Genomic DNA, 19,285 nt, shown 5'->3' with positions numbered 1-19,285 from the left:
ATCGCGATCGCTTATTGGCGGATTTTCTCAACATTTGCTTCCCAATGTGCACCATCGAAAAATTCGATCTCAAATCGAGACAGCAAATCCCCATCTAGACAGCGAATGTTGACATCATAAGCATCCGGATGAGAACGAGGACGATAAAACGGATGAATACCACAAACACGGCAAAATGTATGTCGAGCAGTTCCCGTGTTAAAGGTGTAGGTAGATAAACAATCAGCCCCCTTAAGTAACTCAAATTGTGCGGGGGGAACAATCAAGTGTAAAAAACCTTTCTTGCGACAAATCGAGCAGTTACACTCCAAACCCTCGTGTTTGTCAACCACCACTTGGAAGCGAATTGCACCGCAGTGACAGCCACCTTGATAAGTTACAGATTCGTTAGTTTTTGTCATAATCGATAAAGTTTAGGCTCGATAAGTAAATAAAAAGTAACATTTAGGCGATCGCCAGTTTATTTTAGTTTTGCTCGCTTCGTTTAAACCACAAAGCTAGTTTCTTCTCCCAGAGCAGCTTGCCAACTACGAGCATCATAGTATAGGTCTGCCAAGGTAATACTGTAAAGAGCTTCTTGGAGTTTTTCGTGTAATCTTTGCCACAAACAAAATGTTACCCAATCTTCAGTAGCAGAAGTATCAGGAGTATGATGAGAAAGTGGCATAACAGTTTCCCCCACTGCGGCTAAGATTTCTCCGAGAGAAATTTGTGCAGGTTGACGAGCAAGTTTATAGCCTCCATAAGCTCCTCTCACTGACTTTACCAAACCAGCACGACGCATTTCGATCAGTAACTTTTCTAAATAAGCCGCAGGAATATCTTGTCGAGACGAAATCTCCTTCACTGAAGTAGGTTTTTGCTTCGGCTGCAAACTAATATCTAATAACGCTTTGACGCTGTAATGTCCGCGAGTAGTTAATTTCATCTTTAAAAGAGGTTTCTAGCTTCTCTCTAACGATTATCTCAAACTGATTAATTGAATCAAAGCGCGAGCGCACTTTGGTTCTCATAGTGGTAAGCTATTCTTTTAGCATCGTGGTGCAAAAATCTAACTCGTACCAGTGTTAATACCTAGAACTTCAATAGTTATTTTTTTAGCTCTTCATCTCTCAACCACTGTAACTGGTAAATAATTACTAATTACTAAGCTTCAGCATAGTCGCCGATTAAACATCAACCCAAACACTTTGGTTGAATGCTTCACTATTCTGTCTGTATTCTCCCAAAAATCCTCTGCTGTCGCTACCTTCATCCATAGGCATTGTAGATGTTCTTTTGAAAATCGCAGATTGAACCCTAAGAGATTTTTCTTGACTCGACCAATTCCTTGCATCGAGTTGACCTGATGCGTGTAATATATAATTATCTACTGATAACAGACAAAGATTTTATTATCTTTGTTACTGTATAATTAGGCAAAGAACTTGTAAACTATACAAGTCATTAGTTTGAGATCGAGTTGATGGCTAATAAAAAGAAAAAACCAGAACCCTTAACCGGGGAAGCATTGGTCAGGAAAGTTAAAGACTTAGGAAACCTCAGTAAAGAGGAAAAAGCTAGAGAATGTGGTTACTATACCGTCACCAAAAACGGTATCGAGCGCGTTAATATGATGAAGTTCCTCAATGCTCTTATTGATGCAGAGGGAATTGAATTAGATAGCACTTCTAACGGGAACGGTCGTGGCGGACGCTCTGCTAGTTATAAAATTAGCGTGCAGTCTAACCATAATCTCTTGATCGGCTCCGCTTACACAAGAAAGATGGGCTTGAAACCAGGAGATGAATTTGAGATTACTCTAGGACGAAAACATATTCATCTTAAGCAAATTAATGCTGATGATGATGATGAATTTGATGAAGAATAAGCTTGCTAGCTACCCTAGCTACTGTTGAAAGGAAGTTAGCAGGGGAAAACAGCTCGAACAGCTAAAAAAACAACCTCATCGTTGCTGGGGTTAACATTCTTTAAAAAAAACTTGCCTGGAATCGAATCTGAGTCAGAGATTCGCTAACCTAAAAGTTGAAAATTAGCGATTGCACTTTGAGCATTAATCCCTCTACCCACCTAATTGCGGGTTGAGGGTAACTTAGGTTGTTTTTCGTCTTGTTATTCAGAACGGTTGGACGCGAGATTCGAGTAAAAAAATAAATTTCTCAAGCTGGTACGATTGTTAGCTTGAGAAATTGTTTGTTTCTTTCGATCGAACTTATTTTTCAGTTTCGCTTTTACCAATCAGGACAAAGTTAGGAGGTGCAGTACCTAACTCTTGGACTGATTCTAAATTCAACTGACTTAAAGTATCAGCCGAGAGCAACAGGTAAGGTGTTGCTTGGTTTTGCCAATATTGTTGGAACCACTCTAATTTAAGTTCTTCTGGGGAACTAATATTTGTTGCTGCTCGATTTTGTTGTAGCTGTTCTAACTCAGCTTCAGGAGGCGGTAAAATAGGTTTCTCGCTATAAAAATCTAGCGAAGGACGGCGATAGTCGAAAGAAGTGTAAACAGTTTCATTTCTCGACGTAGTTAGTTTAACTATTCCCGCCACTGGTTGAACGGGAAAAGCCTCATTTAGCTCCCAAATCCAGTGGGGAGAACTAACAAAGAGCAACAACGAGACATACATTCCCCAAACCAACATCGAAATAAATTGCTCGTCCTTTCTTTCAATTAAAACTGCCGCCGTGACTGCGGTTAAAGCAACTGCTCCCAAAATAATAATTAAAGAGCGATCGCTCTGAGCCGTAATGCCAAAATAAATACTAGCCACAGTAGCTACCAGTGCGAGGAAAGCTAAAATAATCGTCCACCAACGAGGATAAGCACGAAAACTCGGCAAAGCACGAACTTCCGCTAATTCCGCTCCAGCAGCCAAAGCTAAAGCAGGATAAAGAGGCAGAATGTACCAAGGCAGTTTCGTCGCCATTAACGACACAGAGACTAAATAAACACCACTCCAAATCAAAACTAATTTTGCCCAACCCCAGTTACGATTTTCCCAAGCCAAGCGCCAACCATAAACAGCAAACAAAAGCCAAGGCCAAGGATACTTGACAATTTCCAACAAGTAGTACCAAAACGGGCCGTCGTGATTTTCCACAGTCGTCCAAATACGGCTTAGGGACTGATCCAAGATCCCAGTGCTGAGAAAATCACCAGCATACTGCTGCCATTGAGCAACATACCAAGCGATCGCCGGAACGCTCCCCAAAAACAAACCAGTCCAAAAATAAACCGAAAACAGCAATCGTGGCGTATCCCAAGCCAAAAAAGACAAAGCGATCGCCGCAATTAACAAAGCCATAATCCCCTTAGTCAAAGCAATTAAAGCTAAACCAATCCCCGTACCCAAAGCCCAACGCAAATCGCGACGCGATCGCAAAGTACACCAGATAGTCAAGATTGTAAAACAAAGAATCGGTCCATCAAGCATTGCCAAACGTCCGTGACGTAAAACAGGCAATAAAGTTAAATAAACTAAACTCGAAAAAACCGCAGGAGTGCGAACCGGAAAAAGTTCTCTCCCCAAACAGTAAAGTAACGGTACAGAAACCGCACTCAGCAAAGCACTAGGTAAGCGCGTCGTCCACTCCGACACACCTGCAAACGAATACAGAGACGCGATCGCCCAATGAATCAAAGGAGGTTTATTCAGATAAGGCTCTCCCCACAAAGTCGGAAACAGCCAATCTCCCTGCCAGATTTCCTTAGCCACTTGAGCGATCGTCCCTTCATCCCAATCTCGCAGTGGCAAACTACCCAAATTAGTCAAATAGAGAATCAAAGCAGCTAGCAGTAAACCTAAAATCCACAGCCATTCAATACCTCGATCGTGGCGACGAATCGTCTTTCCTAAACGACCCCAAGCAAAAGTTTGACGCTCCATAAGTTACATATAATTGAGATTACTTTTTTTGATTTCTCAGTTAAAACACTTAACCTATTTCTATAGTCTCTCAGCGACAGCCAGATCGGAGTTAAGATCTGCGCGATCGCCTCCTTAAATTTTTCCCAAATTGTTTTTAGGTAAAATTTTTTCCTGCTTAATCCAACTTGAGACAGGAAATTAAGCTCTACTTCTCTTCAAATCAAAAGCTGCAAGTGAAATCTCCATTTCCAGACAGCATAACGATCTTAACTTTCCCAGTAAAATATCTAAACTAACCACAATCGAACTCAGCCAAAACAAATTTCACCAACCTTGGCGCGATCGCCGGATACTATCGCCGAACTTTTTCCAGAATGCAGATGTTAAAATACCCAGAATGAACCAAAATACACAAACGTAACTTCCTAACGGGAAAACTTTTGTTAAAATTACTCATCAGCACCCAGAGGATAATCAAAGCTTATTAATGTATTTACCTTAGTACCTACCAAATCCAAACCAACTCACCTCTACAACTAGAGTAAGAAAAAATTCCCTCACCGACATTAGCAACAATCCAACTTACGCAAGTGCGTGTAAAAACCTAAAGATCGATAAAATAAAGTGTCCGCTACTTAACTGTCAAACTCAAGCCTGGTAAATATTGCTCATCAAAGGCAATTTTTAACCAAGGTAGATGGAAAAAAACCATATTGGTAGAAAATCCTGGTTGAAATCTCTCAAGCAATTGTCAAAGGAATTTATTAAACTAAGCTAATGCTTTGTCAAAGTACAAAGCCATCGATCGAAACCTGAGTTGCTCGCCTGCGAAAATAAAGCCTATGGAAGGATCTTTTGAACTTACCCTACAAATAGTAATCGCAGTCCTTGCAGGCATTAGTGCCCAGGTTGTGGCTGAATATCTGAAAGTGCCAAGCATCGTCTTCTTACTGCTATTCGGCATCATGCTGGGTAGCGACGGTTTAGACTTGCTGCACCCTCACGAGTTGGGTGTTGGTCTGGAAGTGATTGTAGCTCTCTCAGTAGCCGTGATTCTGTTTGAGGGAGGACTGAATTTAGAATTACGAGCTTTAGGTAGAGTTTCTGGTAGTTTGCGTAACTTAGTTACCTTTGGAACCCTACTTACTTTGCTTGGGGGCGGGATGGCAGCCCATTGGCTGGCAGAATTCCCTTGGCCCCTGGCATTTCTTTATGCTTCTTTAGTGGTAGTTACCGGACCGACGGTAATTAGTCCCTTGCTCAAATATGTGGAAGTAGACCGACAAGTAGCTACTTTACTAGAGGGCGAAGGAGTTTTAATCGACCCAGTAGGCGCAATTTTAGCTGTCGTCGTTTTAGACACGATTTTTAATAGCGATGCTGGTGCTGTCGAAATAGTTAGCGGTCTCTTGCTCCGTTTGGGCATTGGAGCCATTATCGGTGCTGTTGGGGGCTGGTTGTTGAATTTAATTCTCAAGCTAGGCAGTTTTATCTCTGAAGACCTGAAAAATTTAGTAGTTTTGGCAGGGGTTTGGGGCTTATTTGGATTAGCTCAAACTGTCCGTTCGGAATCGGGGCTGATGGCTACTGTGGTGGCTGGAATTGTCTTGAGAGCTTCTTCTATTCCTGAAGAAAGGCTTCTCCGCCGCTTTAAAGGACAATTAACTGTCCTTGGTGTGTCGGTTCTGTTTATTCTGCTAGCAGCCGATTTATCGATCGCCAGTATTTTTGCTTTGGGTTGGGGAAGTCTGTTTACAGTTCTCTTGCTGATGTTGGTAGTACGTCCGGTGAGTGTTACTTTGTGTACCTGGAAAAGCGGACTGAACTGGCGGCAAAAGTTATTTTTAGGTTGGGTCGGACCGAGAGGAATTGTTTCGGCTTCAGTGGCTTCTTTATTCGCTATTTTGCTGACTCAAAGAGGTTTTAATGGCGGAGATTCGATTAAAGCTCTGGTTTTCCTGACGATTATGATGACAGTTTTAGTCCAAGGGCTGACTGCTCGTTGGGTTGCTCACTGGCTGAAAATTACTTCTTCGGAAGCAACTGGGGCGGTAATTATTGGCTGTAATCCTTTGGGGCGTTTGGTTGGACGATTGTTTCAAGAACAGGGAGAATCAGTGGTGCTAATTGACACTGACCCCGAAGCTTGTCAAAAAGCCGAAGAGGAAAATCTGCGCGTCTTTCAAAGTAGCGGACTCGATCCTGATGCTTTAGAAGAAGCAGGAATTGAATCAATCGGGACTTTTCTGGCGCTCACCAGTAATGGAGAAGTGAATTTAGTTTTAGGACAGCGCGCGATCGAGGAATTTCAGCCTCCTCGTGTCTTAGCCGTTTTTCCCAAAAATAGCCAAACTAATAATCCGACCAATAAAGCCAAGGTTAACCAAGCTTTTATTGCTCAACTACCGATAAAAACTTGGAACCAATATTTAAGCGAAGGACAAGTTAAGTTGGGTAGAACTGTACTCAAAGAGCCAGGTTTTACTTTCCAACAAGCGCATTTGAAAGCTTTGATTCGTTCGGGCGAACTATTACCGTTATTGGTGAAACGAGAAAGACGTTTACAAGTAGTGAAAGCTTCTGAAGAATGGCGTGCAGGTGACGAAATTATTTATCTGCTTCACGATCCCAGACCGAAATTACTCAAACGTCTCTCTGGTGGTAGTTCTAGTTCTCGTTTGGCTTTGGAAAAACTTCCGGAAGTTGAGGAAGTGCCTATTGCTGCTCCGGTGCCTGAATCTACCGAGGAGAAAGTTACTGAGCCAGTTAATCAGTAAAATATTGGCTCAGCCGATTCTCTTGGTTAATCGTTCCGAAGATGTCAATATGTATTTAGAAGATTTGGAGAAGGTAAGGGAAATTTATGGATGTCAAAGTTGTGCTGCTAGTCTTAACGGCTCTTTTTATTCTTTCTAGCTTGTTCTTTGGCACTAAAAACGGATTTTATGATTCTGATAACTATCACGGCAATGGTTCGGCTCACTGAGAATTTTCTATTTTGCATTTCCTAGACAATTTCTAAGACTAGGCTTTGGTCATGATATAATGACAATTTATGCAAAATAGATGGTTTTGCCGTGGCACGGAGTATGAATCAACATCGCTCCACCACTTTTGACGAGTTGGTTACGTTATCCTGTCTTCCCTATGGCGTTGCTCATGGGGAAGAAGGTGTTTGTTTGTTGGTACGGATGGGACCTCACCGCATTCTCCTTGATTGTGGTTTGAGTGATATTTCTGAGCTAGAAAGTTTGAGCGCTCCTCCGGCAGATTTGTTGTTGTGTTCTCACGCTCATACAGATCACGCACAAGGTTTACTCGCACTGCATCAAGCTTTTCCGCAAATGCCAATTTATGCTTCAGAAGTAACTACGGAGTTATTGCCTCTGAATTGGCAAGAGTTAAACAGAGCAGAAATACCACAATTTTGTCAAGCTTTGCCTTGGCGATCGCCTGTAGAATTTTGTGATGGTTTGAGTGCAGAATTGTTCCCGGCAGGTCATTTACCTGGTGCCGCAGCGATTTTGCTGACGTATAAGAATCCCGAACAGGAGCGATCGCGTGCTTATAAATTGCTTTATACGGGCGATTTTTCTGTTTCTAATTCGCGTTTGGTAGATGGTTTATCAATCGAGTCTCTACGCGGGTTAGCGCCCGATGTCCTAATTATTGAAGGCAGTTACGGTACAGCGCGACATCCTCGGCGCAGACAACAAGAAAAACAACTGATGGAACGGATCGATCGCGCGATCGCCAATTCTCAAAGTGTTCTCTTACCCGTACCTTCTTTGGGTTTAGGTCAAGAAATTTTGATGCTTTTGCGCTCTCATCATCAGTTTACAGGTCGGGATTTGGATATTTGGGTTGATGCCACTGTCGCCATAGGTTGCGATGCTTATCTAGAACTTTTGCCTCATTTTCCGGCATCAGTACAAAATTTTGCCCGACATCAGCCTTTGTTTTGGGATGACCGAGTACGCCCGCGAGTGCGTCGCTTAAGTCCAGAGAATCGCAGTAACATCGGTCAATCTCCCTGTATCGTGCTGACCGATTATGCTACTCAACTAAGAGAATTTTGTCATCCGGAGTCGGGATCTTGGCTGATTTTACTCCACGAACATCCTCGGTTGAAAATGCAACCCGATCCCAGGCAAATTTTCAGCCTTGCCAGCGAGATTCGGACTCTTGGTTCTCCCAACTCGAATCGGCTGCGGATCGAAACTTATTTACTTGCCCAACATAGTGATGGTTTGAATACTACTCAGCTCATCCACAATTTACGTCCCCAGCACGTAATTTTTGTCCACGGTTCCCCTGCTTACTTGGCAGATTTAACCAGCTTAGAAGAACTGCAAAATCGCTATCAATTACATTCTCCTAGGGCAGGAACCCTTGTCGAATTGCCAATTGGGGACAACTTTATTCAACCTGCGGCACCTCTAGAAACTCATTACGAAGGAGAGTTGAATGAATTAGCTGATGGCGTCAAAATTAATTTACCTGATTCCCTCACTACCGATCCCCGTTGGAATAACTTTGCTGATACAGGTTTAGTCGAAGCCCGTTGGCAAGGAGAAGAATTAGTCTTAAGAGGTTTATCGCAACGGGAACTTTTAACTCAAACCAGCAACGCCAAAATGCCTATTGATATTGATTGTTGTGGCAACTGCCGTCACCAAAGGGGTCAGCGCTGCTGTAACCAAGCTTCTCCTCTGTACGGTTTCAAAGTAACCCCAGAAGGATACTGCCCAGTGTACGAACCTGCTGACCCCCAAAACGAAACATAACTTCAGTCACTGGCGAGATTACTCGCGATCGCTTTCTGGATAGTGGGGTCTGATTTGTTCCGCTTCGGGACAATCATCAGAAACTTGAATTTCTGCGTTTCCTCTGGGAACTGAAGCCAGTTTTTGGGTTACAGAACCAATACTTTCTAGACGAACCATTTCTTCCCAAGAACTAACTTCGTCATCTTCTTCAGTTTCATAACGAATAGTCACTAAATCGCCTTCTAAATCGACGATCCGAGCGTTTTCAATCCAACGTTGCTGGTCCCGCAAGAACAAGCAAACTTCACGACCATCTGCACAGAGTTGATAAATCTTGCGGTGTAGCATAGTTAGCTTCTCCTAGGCTGATACTTTCTTACTAGCTTTGTTCTTGTTTGTGCTTTGCCGCTCTCAAAAACTTACTTAAACTTACCTATCCAATCAAGAAAGTTGTCTCTAGGTAGGTTCAAAGTTTTTTTGGTGCTACCTTTGGGAAAGCTTTTCTTAGATCGAATCCTTGACAGCAATACTATCAAGTTGCTTTGACCCGATTCCAGCAATCCCCATCGAGCGAGCTAACGGTTTAAGGATAATATCTGAATACCAGCGCTCTAAATTAATGCTGGTCTTGGATTACAATCTAATTCTACGCCACAGCTACCACATTTAAAGACTCATGAAGATAATGGTATTTTTGGGCGATCTTTGACAATCGATTTTTCATCATCCCTAGTCTAACAGGATAATCCTGATTACCTTTAGGCAAAATAGCTTTGATTTTTTGGGGTAACAAGTAAATTTTCATTAATCAGTGATTAGTTGGCTTGCTCGCGAGCAAAAATTTTTTCTTGGTTATTTGTTGGTTATGCTTAACCTTGCTCTATCCTAACAAAATTCTCACAAGCAAATTTTTCAGGTCGAGCCGAGGTTTGTTAAGCCAGTTGTACTCATTCTTACCTAACCTATTATTCCCAGTTTTAACTTGCTTTATTGCTGGAAATTTTTTCAGACCAATTTTATTTTGTCAAGAGCTAATCTAGCCATTCGTGCTTGCTGAGAATTTCTTTAATCCTCAGCGCTACCAAATCGGGTTGTTCGATCATCGACATATGTCCGCAATCAGCAATTTCAATCACATTAGAGCCACAATCGCCAAACAATTGGTGAAAGCTGGCTAAATGACGAACATACTTAGGTTCCATAATTGTATCTTGCGCCCCAGCTAAAAAATAAACTGGTTGTTGAAGTCGCGCCACAATTCGTGGTAACTGGTGAACTTCAGATTCTGTGGTCGAATCAAGCAAAGCACCCAAAGCTGCCTGAGTTTCCGCCTTGACAAAATCCAAAACGCGCTGACGCGCCCAATGACGAGACAAGGGACGAGCCACCATTGCTCGCGCAAAGACTAAATCGATCAAAGGCACGTATTTAAGCCAACTAAAACGTCTTTTGACCAATTGCTGACCCGCAGAGCGAAAGCGTTCAAATTCCTCTTTAACATAAATACCGCCCCCAGAATTAAGACAAATAACTCCCTTAACAATTTCGCTAAACAAATCAGCACCCCAAAGAGCGATACTACCACCCAAAGAGTGACCGAGCAGCCAAGCTTTCTCAATGCCTAACTTTTCGAGCAAAATACCTAAATCTCGGGCATAAGCAGCCAAAGTATAACTAGAAGCCAAATTAGCTTGAACAGAGAGAGAATTTGAGATAGCGATCGCGCGATCGCTTGCTGCCTTGTTGAGTTGAGAATCGCCAAATCCCCGTAAGTCATAACAAAGGCACTGATAATCTTGTGCTAATAACTCTACTACGGGTTGCCAATACCTATAGCTTAAGAGCCAGCCATGAATGAAAACTAGCACCACAGAAGATGAATTTGGGGGGCGAGGTGTTAGTTCGTAAGCGTGAGGTACTCCCAGAAGATCGATGCTTGCCATGTCTTCATAGTATCCTGAATTGAGGAAGTGGCGGTCACGCTTGTTGATTTGTTGGTTGATTGACAAAAGTAGGTTCTCACCACTAAAATCTCTCCCCAAGTAACCTTTGGCGAACGCTTTCGGCAATTTTTTGACCGAGATATTCTGGAATCAAGTTTTCATTAGGTCCAAGTAGATAGAGAATCAAGCGCGTGCGTCCTCGCCAGACTAACAAATTCGCATTTACTACCAGTAAATCCTCTTGCCAAATGGCGTACATTACCTTATAGAATAATCCCGGTTGATTATCTGCCTCAATTAACAGTGCGGGCAGGTGAAAAACTGGATCGACATAAAACTCAGTTTCTACTTGCTCTAAACCAGCATCAAGGTTAAATTCCACAGCGAGCATCTCTTCGACTTCAAATCGACCCGCTAAAGCTTCGCGAATAGCGCGACAAACATTATCAGCAGTTTTGTCAGTGAGTGCTTTGCTGCCGCGAGATACAACCAATTTAATAAAAACCAGCATCGGTGGTTTGATTTGACCATAGAGACTAAGACTGTGAATTGTCAGTCCGTAAGCAGCGAGAACACCAAAAATATCGCTTAACAAAAAAGATTGATTGCGGTAAGCAAAGTGTAAGGCACTTTTAGAGCCTTCAGGTTTCAGTTCGATTACTGCTCGCTTGCTCTTATAGAGCCGATGTGCTAAACGCAGGTTTTGCAGTTGAATTTCACTACTGACAAACTGTTCGTAGAACTGAGGGAACGCTCGATTAAAGCGCTTCAAAAGCTCTAGGGTAGAAGATTTTAAACCCGCAGCCATAGAAGAAGGTACAAGTGTGTTTTTCAAGCCCGGTGAAGGTGAAATAGTCACAGCCGATGCTGTTATTCGTTGTTAATTAACTGTAATTGTCTTTAACAGACGACTGCCAGTAATGGTTTTGGTAAGTCTTATCTATCTTTTGGAATAGAAAAGAATTGCCCAATGAATCTGGAAGCCCTGTCTGTCTTACGCTAGGGTAGTTTACTAGCCCCAGTTTAATCCAAAGAATGTCAAGGCTAAACTGATAGGCGAAGATTAATCTCGAATCAATATACTCTCTAGTTGTGCTATTATCTATTTCGTGCGGTCGCGGCTAGAACGTTTTTTGCTTGGATCGATTCCAATGTCAAAGTCTAGCTCTGATTGCTTGCTTTCTTCAACAAGAAAGCTGCCTTCGGGCAAATTCCGTCGCTTTTGGCGGTGTAAACAAATCTAATGACTTAGCCATCAGGCATGGGTTTTTGGAAAAGCTTGTTTAGCAATTCTGACGCAGCAGCGTCTCAGACGATCGATCCTGAAAGGGAGACCGTGGTAAAAACCGGCGATCGCGCTGGGGATTCTCGAATTTTTTTTAGCACTGAACGAGAAATTGACCTTTACGAACTTGAAGAACTTTGTGATGCTGTCGGTTGGTCTCGCCGTCCCCTGCGTAAAGTAAAAAAGGCTCTTCAACACAGCTTTCTCGTAGTTTCTATGTGGGAGGTACGCGGGAGTAGCAACCGTTTGGTTGGCTTTGCTAGGGCTACTTCAGACCACGCTTTTAATGCCACAATTTGGGATGTGGTTGTTCATCCTGATTTCCAAAATAAGGGGTTGGGTAAGGCTTTGATGAAGTACACGATTAAAAAACTCCGTAGCGAGGATATTAGTAATATCACTCTTTTTGCCGATCCCCAAGTGGTCGATTTCTATCGCCGACTTGGTTTTATCCTCGATCCGGAAGGAATTAAAGGTATGTTTTGGTATCCAGATTGAAATTTTCGCTTGTGAGTTACAAAATTGGGTTATAATGGATAAGGTCTCGGGATGTAGCGCAGCTTGGTAGCGCGCCTGCTTTGGGAGCAGGATGTCGCAGGTTCAAATCCTGTCATCCCGATCGCAAACTAGAATCTCTCAACCCTCCTAAAAATAACAGGGGGGTTATTATTTGTGGGAGTGCAGAATTGACTTTGGGCATCGGTTATGTCTATCATGACCAGCAAAATCAGTAGGAACCGGCGAGCGCTAATTCTTATAAGTATTGGTTAATTGGAACCCTTGATGAGTAAATTGAGTCATGGAGTCCGGATGGAGATAGTAGTTTCAAATCTGGGAAAATTAGCTAAAAAAGTGAATATTTTGGCAAGAAAAGCAATCTAAGGTGAGGGAGAAAATAATTTTACTTGCACGTCAAATTCAAGGGAGGTAACTTTTATCTAAAATATTCTTTAATTAGATAGAGGTAGAATAAGCTTTTTTGGCTACCGTTACTAAATTTTGCCGATTGGCTAATATCTTGAATTCTTGCTTAAGATTGAAATTGAAAAGTTGTCGCGATTAATCTCTCTGTAAAATAGCAAGCAGAAAAATATTTTGGGAAAAAGTTTTTGAGGTAAGTGAAGCATGAAATCTTTGGTTCGCTCTTGGGCAACTTTTAGTTTAGTTGCTGCTACGTCACTGGGTTCGGTATTCGCTTCTGGGCTTTCGGCGTTGGCTTTACCAGAAGCTCAAGTTATGGAAAAATTACGCACTATACCAGTTTTTACGATCGCCGATCGCGATGGTTCGCCGCTAGTTGCTTCGGTGGAAGATCAAAGAGTATCAGGTGTCTTTATTAGCCAAAGTGATGCTGAGGCTTTTGTGAATAAACTGAAAAGAGAAAACCCCGAACTGGGCAATCAAGTGCGCGTTTTTCCGGTATCTCTGGGTGAAATTTATCAACTCAATCAGTCGCGGGAAAATCAAAATAATGGTTTAGGTTTTGCCTTTTTGCCAATGCAAAATCAAGTCCAGACGGCGGTGACAGTTCTCCGTCAGCAGGGACAAAATATTGAGAATTTTCAAGGAGTTCCTTTGTTTGTTGCTCGTGGAGGACAGGATCGAGGCTATTTGACGATTCAACGAGATGGCGAGCAAGTAATTCCTTTCTTTTTTGAAAAAGAGCAGTTACAAAATGTGATCGATCGCTTTAAGCAACAACAACCGAGTTTGGCTTCCACGGTACAAGTTCAGGTGGTGCCGCTAGAGGGTGTGATTCGGACTTTGCAAACCAGTAATGATGCCCAATTGAATAAGATTGTTCTGGTTCCTTCCCGGGAGTCGCTACAATTCTTGCAGTCTCTACCCCAAGGTCAAAATTAGTAGCGACGCAATCAGTATTTTGGGCTCAATAAGACAACAATATTTGAGGTTTTTTGGTAATGAAATCTTTGTTTCGGAAAAGTTTTTTGTTTAGTTCGCTGGCAACGGGTTTGTTGACTTTGGGTTTGATTTCACCAGCTTTGGCTTTACCTGAAGCAGAAGTGGTGGAAAAATTACGCTCGGTTCCGGTTTTTACGGTGACAGATGCTCAAGGTGCGCCTTTGGTTATCAATGACGATCGCCAAAACGATCGCGCAGTGGCTGGTGTGTTTATCTCTCAAGAGGATGCTAATGCTTTCCTCGAACGGTTGAAAAGAGAAAATCCCGATCTGGGGAATCAAGTTCGGGTAACTCCGGTTTCTCTGGGAGCAGTTTATCAACTCGGTCAAGAAAATCGCGATCGCTCTGATGGTTTGAGTTTTGCTTTTGTTCCGATTGATGAACAAGTGGAATCGGCGGAAACTTTGATTCGTCAAGGTGGTCAGGAAATTGATGAGTTTCGTGGGGTTCCTTTGTTTGTTGCGAAAGCTGGAAATGAGCAACGTTATTTGACTTTGCAACAAGGAGATCGCCAAATGGTTCCTTTCTTTTTTGAGCGGGAACAGTTACAAACAATGGTCGATACTTTTAAGCAACAAAATCCGGAATTGGCTGCTACGGTTAAAGTTCAAGTGGTCAATCTTGAAGGTGTGATTGAAACTCTCCGTACTAGTGAGAATCAGCAGCTTAATCAAATTTTGTTGGTTCCTTCTCAGGAGTCGATGGAGTTTTTGCGATCGCTTCCTCGTGAAAATTAGTAGATGGTAGCTGGTAATTTACTCGCTCAATGGAGACGAGATGCTCAAAGTAAGGCGATCGCGGCTGGTATTTCTCCGGCTGAGGTTGATTGGTTGCTCCAAGAGGTGGCTGGTTTAGATCGTCTTGCTTTGCGTTTGGAGTCTTTCTCAACTACCTCTCTACCAGTTTCTTTGGCTGAGTTAAATACTCTTTGGGAAAAACGTTTGCTCTCTCGCGTCCCGGTTCAGTATTTGGTTGGGAGGTGTCACTGGCGGCGTTTTTCCCTGGAAGTGTCTCCCGATGTGTTGATTCCGCGACCCGAAACTGAGGAAATTGTTGAACTGGCTTTCGCCGCCGCGCAAAATAGTCCTACTCCCCATCTCGATACTGGGATTTGGGTGGATTTGGGTACTGGTAGTGGCGCGATCGCGATTGGTTTGGCAGATATCTTGACAAATGCACAAATTTATGCAGTAGATTTGAGTGCCTCAGCTTTAAATCTTGCGAAGAAAAATGCCACTAATCTTGGCTTTGAAGAGAGGATAAACTTTTCTCAAGGTTCCTGGTGGGAACCTCTCTCTCATCTCCAGGGTAAAGTCGCCGGAATAGTCTCTAATCCTCCTTATATTCCTACCTTGACGCTGCCACAATTGCAACCAGAAGTAGTTCAACACGAACCTCACTTAGCTTTAGATGGGGGAAAAGATGGTTTAGCTAGTATTCGTTATTTAGTTCAATCTTCCCCTCAATATTTAGTTTCTGGTGGTGTGTGGTTAATTGAAATGATGGCTGGACAAGCTGAGGAAGTTACTCATTTGTTACAACAACAAGGTAGTTATTCTAATATGCAAATTTTCCCTGATTTAGCGGGAATAGAACGTTTTGCTTTGGCTTATCGTTGTTAAGGGAAAAAGCAAAATTAATTTTTGTTAAAAGAATGATTTTCTCTTGACTTTTTAAACTATTATTCTTTTAAGGGTCAGTATAACCTTTTATCCTTAAAAATGCACAGATTTCCATTATGAAGAAGATATTCTCAAAGTATCACGAAAAACAAAATAAAGCAAGTACCTTACCAAAAAAAAATTGACCTTTTGGAACAAAACCCCTTAGCGAGCTTTCTTGGCGACTTGGCGTCTTTGCGCGAGACAAAAACTCTTAAATCAAGCTTAGGTAAAGAATTATTAACTAGCACTCGATTTTGAGATTTTTTCAGCTTATTATTCTTTAAGGGGGAGTATAGCCTCTCATCCTTAAAAATGCACAGATTTCCATTATGAAGAAGATATTCTCAAAATATCACGAAAACCCAAATAAAGCAAGTAGAACCCAAAAAATTCAACTTTTAGCTATTAACAAGAGTCGAGAAAGCCAAAAATCGAACTTGCGCCAGAAACTAACTTAAATGAAGAAAGAAAAGAGACTTGACTGAGCTAGGAAACTGCACCTAAACTAAGGAAAAATCAGAGATTCAAATTTCATCAGCAAATCTCAATCAACTAGAATTAGAAAAAGATCGACTGAAAAACAAACCTGTCAGCGAAAAAATGCCCACAGTTTCCCAAGAACAACTAATTATCGGTGCAAAATCGGGAAAACTAGTTAGCTTTCCCACAGATACAGTACCAGCATTAGCCGCCCAACCACAAGCATCGCCGCTCATTTTCGCAGTTAAAAAACGTCCCTTAAAAAAACCCTTAATTCTCATGGCAGCAACTTGGGAAGACTTTTTACCTTATCTGCAAGGTACAGCAAGAGAAATGGAAATTTGGCAGCAAGTTGCGGCAGAATATTTACCAGGACAACTGACGCTAGTATTACCAGCTTCGGAACTTGTTCCTAGAGAAATGAACCCCGAAGATCCAACGACCATTGGAGTTAGGATACCCAAGCTAAAAATTGCCCAGGAAATCTTAGCCCAGACACAACCTTTAGCTACCACCAGCGCAAATCGTTCCGGCGAACCACCATTAGAAAAAATGAGTGCGATCGCGGCATCCTTTCCCGAAGTATTAACCCTAGATTATGAGGAAACAGAAACAGCTAGCGGCATTCCTTCTACCGTTGCTAAATGGACTGGAAAAGCATGGTCAATTTTGCGCCAAGGAAGTGTAAAATTAGATAGCTGAAAACTGCCCCATACTAACTCTTGACTGATAAAGTCACTCAAATAATTAAGTGTTTTTGTTTCGTGCAAAGACGCATTCGGCGTTAGCCGTTCCCGTAAGAGTAGACGCAAAGAAAGTTTGCTAAGGGGTTTTGGTTTGCAATTTGGGTTGAGTGGGTGATGGACTTTCTTTTTTTCTCACGGAAAGGCGCAAAGAAGGTTTACAAAAATGTTTGAGAAATTTTAGCTTTCTGTGCTTGAATGGACTGGAAAAGGATGAGCGATTTTTCGTCAAGGAAGTGTAAAATTAGATAGGTGGAAACTGTTCCATACTAAGTTTTGACTGATAAATTAACGAATGTTCGAGGAAGATTGGTCGATAGCAGCGATCGCAACTAATCCTAAAGCTGCCAAAATTTTACAACCTCTATGTCACCATCGGGGAATAACTCTTTGGCTACCCGAAAAAATCGCTAATTATATAGATATAGATAGTGCCCAATTTTATCAAGTTTCCCTGAAAGAACATCTTGCCTCAATTTGGCAGGAAAATCAGGGTTTCATCTTTTGTTTAGCGGCTGGGGCAGTAGTAAGATTAATTGCGCCTTTGTTAAGAGATAAAGCTAGCGATCCAGCCGTGGTAGTCTTAGATAATGAAGGTAAGTTCGTCATTAGTTTAGCTAGCGGACATCAAGGTGGGGCAGATAAATTAACTCAGTTAGTTGCTGGTGAAATTGGCGCAAAACCAGTAATAACTGGGGCTTCAATGAGTTTAGAATTACCAGGAATTGATGTTTTAGGAAATCCCTTTGGGTGGCGGAAAGGTGAAGGAAATTGGACTGGGGTTAGTGCGGCGATCGCGCGTCAAGATGTGGTACAAGTTATTCAAGATGCGGGTTCGCGTTTGTGGCAAAATTGTCTTCCCGAAAGACATTCTTTTTACTTTGGCTTTCCGGAATATACAGCTACCCAAAAAGAAGCCTCAATTACTCCAAAAGCGAGAGTTTGGATTTCAGCAACTAAGCGTAAATTTGCTAGCGATGGCGAAGTTCCCAAAGTACAATGGCATCCGCGAGTATTATGGGTAGGAATTGGTTGCGAGAGAGGAACTTCTTTAGAGGTAATTGCCCAAGGAATTAAGCAAGTATTACAAAAATATCATTTAGCGGAAGCTGCGATCGCGGGAATTTCTACTATCGATGTGAAAGCCGATGAAACAGCTATTTTAGAGTTATGTGCAGATTGTAATTTACCCTTATTTACTTTCGGTGCGGAAACTTTACGGAAAATCAAAGTTCCTACGCCTTCAGCAGTAGTAGCCAAAGAAGTTGGCACACCAAGCGTAGCCGAAGCCGCAGCTTTATATGTAGCTGAAAGTTACTGCGAAAAGCAACTACCCAATTTATTAGTTGATAAACAAATATTTCGCCTGGAAAATGAACCAGGGGCTTGCACGATCGCGGTTGCGGAAGCAGAATTAGAATATACCGGACGCCTCGGCAAATTATTTTTAGTGGGGATGGGACCTGGTAATTTAGCCCAAATGACTTTTGCTGCCCAAACTGCGATTACCCAAGCTGATGTAGTTATCGGCTACGAACTTTACCTGAAATTAATTGCCTCTTTGCGTCGTCCCGGACAAATAATTGAGGCTTTTCCCATTACCCAAGAAAAACAACGCGCCGAAAGAGCGAGATCCCTGGCACAATGGGGTTTAAAGGTAGCCGTAGTATCTTCGGGCGACTGTGGTATCTACGGTATGGCAGGATTAGTCTTAGAACAACTTCAGGTGAGTGGTTGGGATGGGAAAACGCCCCAAGTCGAAGTTTTTCCCGGAATTAGTGCTTTACAAGCCGCAGCCGCGAAAGTTGGGGCGCCGCTCATGCACGATTTTTGTGCTATAAGTTTAAGTGACCTATTAACACCTTGGGACGTAATTGTCAAGCGTTTGGCAGCAGCAGCCCAAGCAGATTTTGTCACAGCTTTGTACAATCCGCGATCGCGCAATCGTACCCAACAAATTATCGCCGCCCGCGACATTTTTCTGCAATACCGAGATCCGGAAACTCCGGTGGCGATCGTTCATTCTGCTTATCGAGACGACGAAAAAATCTTTCTGACAACCCTTGACAAAATGCTGCAATTACCCATCGATATGCTCACTACAGTGATAATTGGTAATTGCAGCAGTTGTCAGTATGGTGACTGGATGATTACACCCAGAGGTTATTTAGGATTTGAGTAAGGCGATCAATTTTGGTATTCTTCAGGCAAGAACTGATTAATTAAACCCGAAACGAAAGATAGTACAAAAGAACCAATTAGCGCTGGAAAGAAACCAGCAACCACAAACCCAGGAGAGAGATAGCCCACCAAACCCAAAGCGATCGCATTAACTACTAACAAAAACAAACCTAAAGTTAGAATTGTTAGAGGTAGAGTAAACAGCACCAAAATCGGTTTCACAAAAGCATTGACAAAACCCAAAACTGCTGCTGCAACAATTGCCGCAGTAATGTTAGTAATTGTCAAACCTGGAACAATCCAAGCCGTAATCAACAGCGAAGCCGCCGTAGCTAACCAAGTAAGTATAAATTGTGGCATAATTTGTTTCCCCAACCACTTATCTTTATTTTCATCTTACTTCACTGGGGAAAAAAGCAGGTAGGG

Annotated in this window: 17 protein-coding genes and 1 tRNA gene; 10 read left to right on the top strand and 8 right to left on the bottom strand. The window is 42.3% G+C overall.

Annotated elements, in window-relative coordinates; translation table 11 throughout:
* Nucleotides 1-11: 11 nt before the first annotated feature.
* Both G3T18_RS23615 and G3T18_RS23610 read right to left on the bottom strand, forming a co-directional pair.
* A complete protein-coding gene (locus G3T18_RS23615; protein WP_224413048.1) occupies nucleotides 12-401 on the bottom strand; it encodes a GFA family protein in 390 nt (129 codons plus the stop codon).
* Between the two features lie 83 nt (nucleotides 402-484).
* On the bottom strand, nucleotides 485-928 hold the full coding sequence (locus tag G3T18_RS23610) for an Rrf2 family transcriptional regulator (protein WP_224413047.1): 444 nt from the start codon (nucleotides 926-928) through the stop codon (nucleotides 485-487).
* A gap of 537 nt (nucleotides 929-1,465) precedes the next feature.
* On the opposite strand from G3T18_RS23610, the gene G3T18_RS23605 reads away from it, so the two are divergent.
* Nucleotides 1,466-1,870 (top strand): AbrB family transcriptional regulator, encoded by a 405-nt coding sequence (locus tag G3T18_RS23605; protein ID WP_224413046.1) that lies wholly within the window; start codon nucleotides 1,466-1,468, stop codon nucleotides 1,868-1,870.
* Nucleotides 1,871-2,212: 342 nt separating this feature from the next.
* Here G3T18_RS23605 and G3T18_RS23600 read toward each other — a convergent pair whose 3' ends face one another.
* Nucleotides 2,213-3,889: an ArnT family glycosyltransferase gene (locus tag G3T18_RS23600; RefSeq protein ID WP_224413045.1), complete on the bottom strand. Its 1,677-nt coding sequence runs from the start codon at nucleotides 3,887-3,889 to the stop codon at nucleotides 2,213-2,215.
* 824 nt (nucleotides 3,890-4,713) lie between these two features.
* On the opposite strand from G3T18_RS23600, the gene G3T18_RS23595 reads away from it, so the two are divergent.
* Both G3T18_RS23595 and G3T18_RS23590 read left to right on the top strand, forming a co-directional pair.
* Nucleotides 4,714-6,648: a cation:proton antiporter gene (locus G3T18_RS23595; protein WP_224413044.1), complete on the top strand. Its 1,935-nt coding sequence runs from the start codon at nucleotides 4,714-4,716 to the stop codon at nucleotides 6,646-6,648.
* Nucleotides 6,649-6,960: 312 nt separating this feature from the next.
* Nucleotides 6,961-8,658, top strand: a complete 1,698-nt coding sequence (locus tag G3T18_RS23590) for an MBL fold metallo-hydrolase (RefSeq protein ID WP_224413043.1) — start codon at nucleotides 6,961-6,963, stop codon at nucleotides 8,656-8,658.
* Nucleotides 8,659-8,676: 18 nt separating this feature from the next.
* Here the strand turns inward: G3T18_RS23590 and G3T18_RS23585 are convergent, their stop codons facing one another.
* The 4 genes from G3T18_RS23585 to G3T18_RS23570 all read right to left on the bottom strand — a co-directional run bounded on the left by G3T18_RS23585 (nucleotide 8,677) and on the right by G3T18_RS23570 (nucleotide 11,391).
* Complete coding sequence (locus tag G3T18_RS23585; RefSeq protein ID WP_224413042.1) at nucleotides 8,677-8,988, bottom strand: DUF6679 family protein; 312 nt, start codon at nucleotides 8,986-8,988, stop codon at nucleotides 8,677-8,679.
* Nucleotides 8,989-9,286: 298 nt separating this feature from the next.
* Entirely contained in the window at nucleotides 9,287-9,445 is a 159-nt protein-coding gene (locus tag G3T18_RS23580) for a hypothetical protein (protein WP_224413041.1), read from the bottom strand.
* Nucleotides 9,446-9,671: 226 nt separating this feature from the next.
* Nucleotides 9,672-10,583 carry an alpha/beta fold hydrolase gene (locus G3T18_RS23575; RefSeq protein ID WP_224413068.1) on the bottom strand — a complete coding sequence of 304 codons (912 nt, stop codon included), beginning with the start codon at nucleotides 10,581-10,583 and terminating at the stop codon, nucleotides 9,672-9,674.
* An 82-nt stretch (nucleotides 10,584-10,665) separates the two neighbouring features.
* Nucleotides 10,666-11,391 (bottom strand): hypothetical protein, encoded by a 726-nt coding sequence (locus G3T18_RS23570; protein WP_224413067.1) that lies wholly within the window; start codon nucleotides 11,389-11,391, stop codon nucleotides 10,666-10,668.
* A 453-nt stretch (nucleotides 11,392-11,844) separates the two neighbouring features.
* On the opposite strand from G3T18_RS23570, the gene G3T18_RS23565 reads away from it, so the two are divergent.
* The 7 genes from G3T18_RS23565 to cobJ all read left to right on the top strand — a co-directional run bounded on the left by G3T18_RS23565 (nucleotide 11,845) and on the right by cobJ (nucleotide 18,860).
* A complete protein-coding gene (locus tag G3T18_RS23565; protein ID WP_224413040.1) occupies nucleotides 11,845-12,366 on the top strand; it encodes a GNAT family N-acetyltransferase in 522 nt (173 codons plus the stop codon).
* A gap of 47 nt (nucleotides 12,367-12,413) precedes the next feature.
* A tRNA-Pro gene (locus G3T18_RS23560) sits at nucleotides 12,414-12,487 on the top strand.
* A gap of 506 nt (nucleotides 12,488-12,993) precedes the next feature.
* Complete coding sequence (locus G3T18_RS23555) at nucleotides 12,994-13,731, top strand: Tic22 family protein (protein ID WP_224413039.1); 738 nt, start codon at nucleotides 12,994-12,996, stop codon at nucleotides 13,729-13,731.
* Between the two features lie 59 nt (nucleotides 13,732-13,790).
* Nucleotides 13,791-14,528 (top strand): Tic22 family protein, encoded by a 738-nt coding sequence (locus tag G3T18_RS23550; RefSeq protein ID WP_224413038.1) that lies wholly within the window; start codon nucleotides 13,791-13,793, stop codon nucleotides 14,526-14,528.
* A 3-nt stretch (nucleotides 14,529-14,531) separates the two neighbouring features.
* Nucleotides 14,532-15,413 (top strand): peptide chain release factor N(5)-glutamine methyltransferase, encoded by an 882-nt coding sequence (gene prmC, locus G3T18_RS23545; RefSeq protein ID WP_224413037.1) that lies wholly within the window; start codon nucleotides 14,532-14,534, stop codon nucleotides 15,411-15,413.
* Nucleotides 15,414-16,055: 642 nt separating this feature from the next.
* Complete coding sequence (locus G3T18_RS23540; protein ID WP_224413036.1) at nucleotides 16,056-16,637, top strand: L-threonylcarbamoyladenylate synthase; 582 nt, start codon at nucleotides 16,056-16,058, stop codon at nucleotides 16,635-16,637.
* Nucleotides 16,638-16,973: 336 nt separating this feature from the next.
* On the top strand, nucleotides 16,974-18,860 hold the full coding sequence (gene cobJ, locus G3T18_RS23535) for a precorrin-3B C(17)-methyltransferase (RefSeq protein ID WP_224413035.1): 1,887 nt from the start codon (nucleotides 16,974-16,976) through the stop codon (nucleotides 18,858-18,860).
* A gap of 5 nt (nucleotides 18,861-18,865) precedes the next feature.
* On the opposite strand, the gene G3T18_RS23530 is transcribed toward cobJ, so the two are convergent.
* On the bottom strand, nucleotides 18,866-19,219 hold the full coding sequence (locus G3T18_RS23530) for a phage holin family protein (protein WP_224413034.1): 354 nt from the start codon (nucleotides 19,217-19,219) through the stop codon (nucleotides 18,866-18,868).
* Between the last annotated feature and the right edge of the window lie 66 nt (nucleotides 19,220-19,285).

Source organism: Oscillatoria salina IIICB1 (assembly GCF_020144665.1).
Taxonomy (GTDB): domain Bacteria; phylum Cyanobacteriota; class Cyanobacteriia; order Cyanobacteriales; family SIO1D9; genus IIICB1.
Note: the sequence above shows the minus strand (reverse complement) of the source record. Positions and strands in the feature narration are given on the sequence as shown.

Coding starts and splice junctions, on each gene's coding strand:
- G3T18_RS23605 (WP_224413046.1), top strand. CDS start 1,466: ATGGCTAATAAAAAGAAAAAACCAGAACCCTTAACCGGGGAAGCATTG.
- G3T18_RS23615 (WP_224413048.1), bottom strand. CDS start 401: ATGACAAAAACTAACGAATCTGTAACTTATCAAGGTGGCTGTCACTGC.
- G3T18_RS23610 (WP_224413047.1), bottom strand. CDS start 928: ATGAAATTAACTACTCGCGGACATTACAGCGTCAAAGCGTTATTAGAT.
- prmC (WP_224413037.1), top strand. CDS start 14,532: ATGGTAGCTGGTAATTTACTCGCTCAATGGAGACGAGATGCTCAAAGT.
- G3T18_RS23565 (WP_224413040.1), top strand. CDS start 11,845: ATGGGTTTTTGGAAAAGCTTGTTTAGCAATTCTGACGCAGCAGCGTCT.
- G3T18_RS23555 (WP_224413039.1), top strand. CDS start 12,994: ATGAAATCTTTGGTTCGCTCTTGGGCAACTTTTAGTTTAGTTGCTGCT.
- G3T18_RS23530 (WP_224413034.1), bottom strand. CDS start 19,219: ATGCCACAATTTATACTTACTTGGTTAGCTACGGCGGCTTCGCTGTTG.
- G3T18_RS23580 (WP_224413041.1), bottom strand. CDS start 9,445: ATGAAAATTTACTTGTTACCCCAAAAAATCAAAGCTATTTTGCCTAAA.
- G3T18_RS23585 (WP_224413042.1), bottom strand. CDS start 8,988: ATGCTACACCGCAAGATTTATCAACTCTGTGCAGATGGTCGTGAAGTT.
- G3T18_RS23600 (WP_224413045.1), bottom strand. CDS start 3,889: ATGGAGCGTCAAACTTTTGCTTGGGGTCGTTTAGGAAAGACGATTCGT.
- cobJ (WP_224413035.1), top strand. CDS start 16,974: ATGTTCGAGGAAGATTGGTCGATAGCAGCGATCGCAACTAATCCTAAA.
- G3T18_RS23595 (WP_224413044.1), top strand. CDS start 4,714: ATGGAAGGATCTTTTGAACTTACCCTACAAATAGTAATCGCAGTCCTT.
- G3T18_RS23575 (WP_224413068.1), bottom strand. CDS start 10,583: ATGGCAAGCATCGATCTTCTGGGAGTACCTCACGCTTACGAACTAACA.
- G3T18_RS23590 (WP_224413043.1), top strand. CDS start 6,961: ATGAATCAACATCGCTCCACCACTTTTGACGAGTTGGTTACGTTATCC.
- G3T18_RS23570 (WP_224413067.1), bottom strand. CDS start 11,391: ATGGCTGCGGGTTTAAAATCTTCTACCCTAGAGCTTTTGAAGCGCTTT.
- G3T18_RS23550 (WP_224413038.1), top strand. CDS start 13,791: ATGAAATCTTTGTTTCGGAAAAGTTTTTTGTTTAGTTCGCTGGCAACG.
- G3T18_RS23540 (WP_224413036.1), top strand. CDS start 16,056: ATGCCCACAGTTTCCCAAGAACAACTAATTATCGGTGCAAAATCGGGA.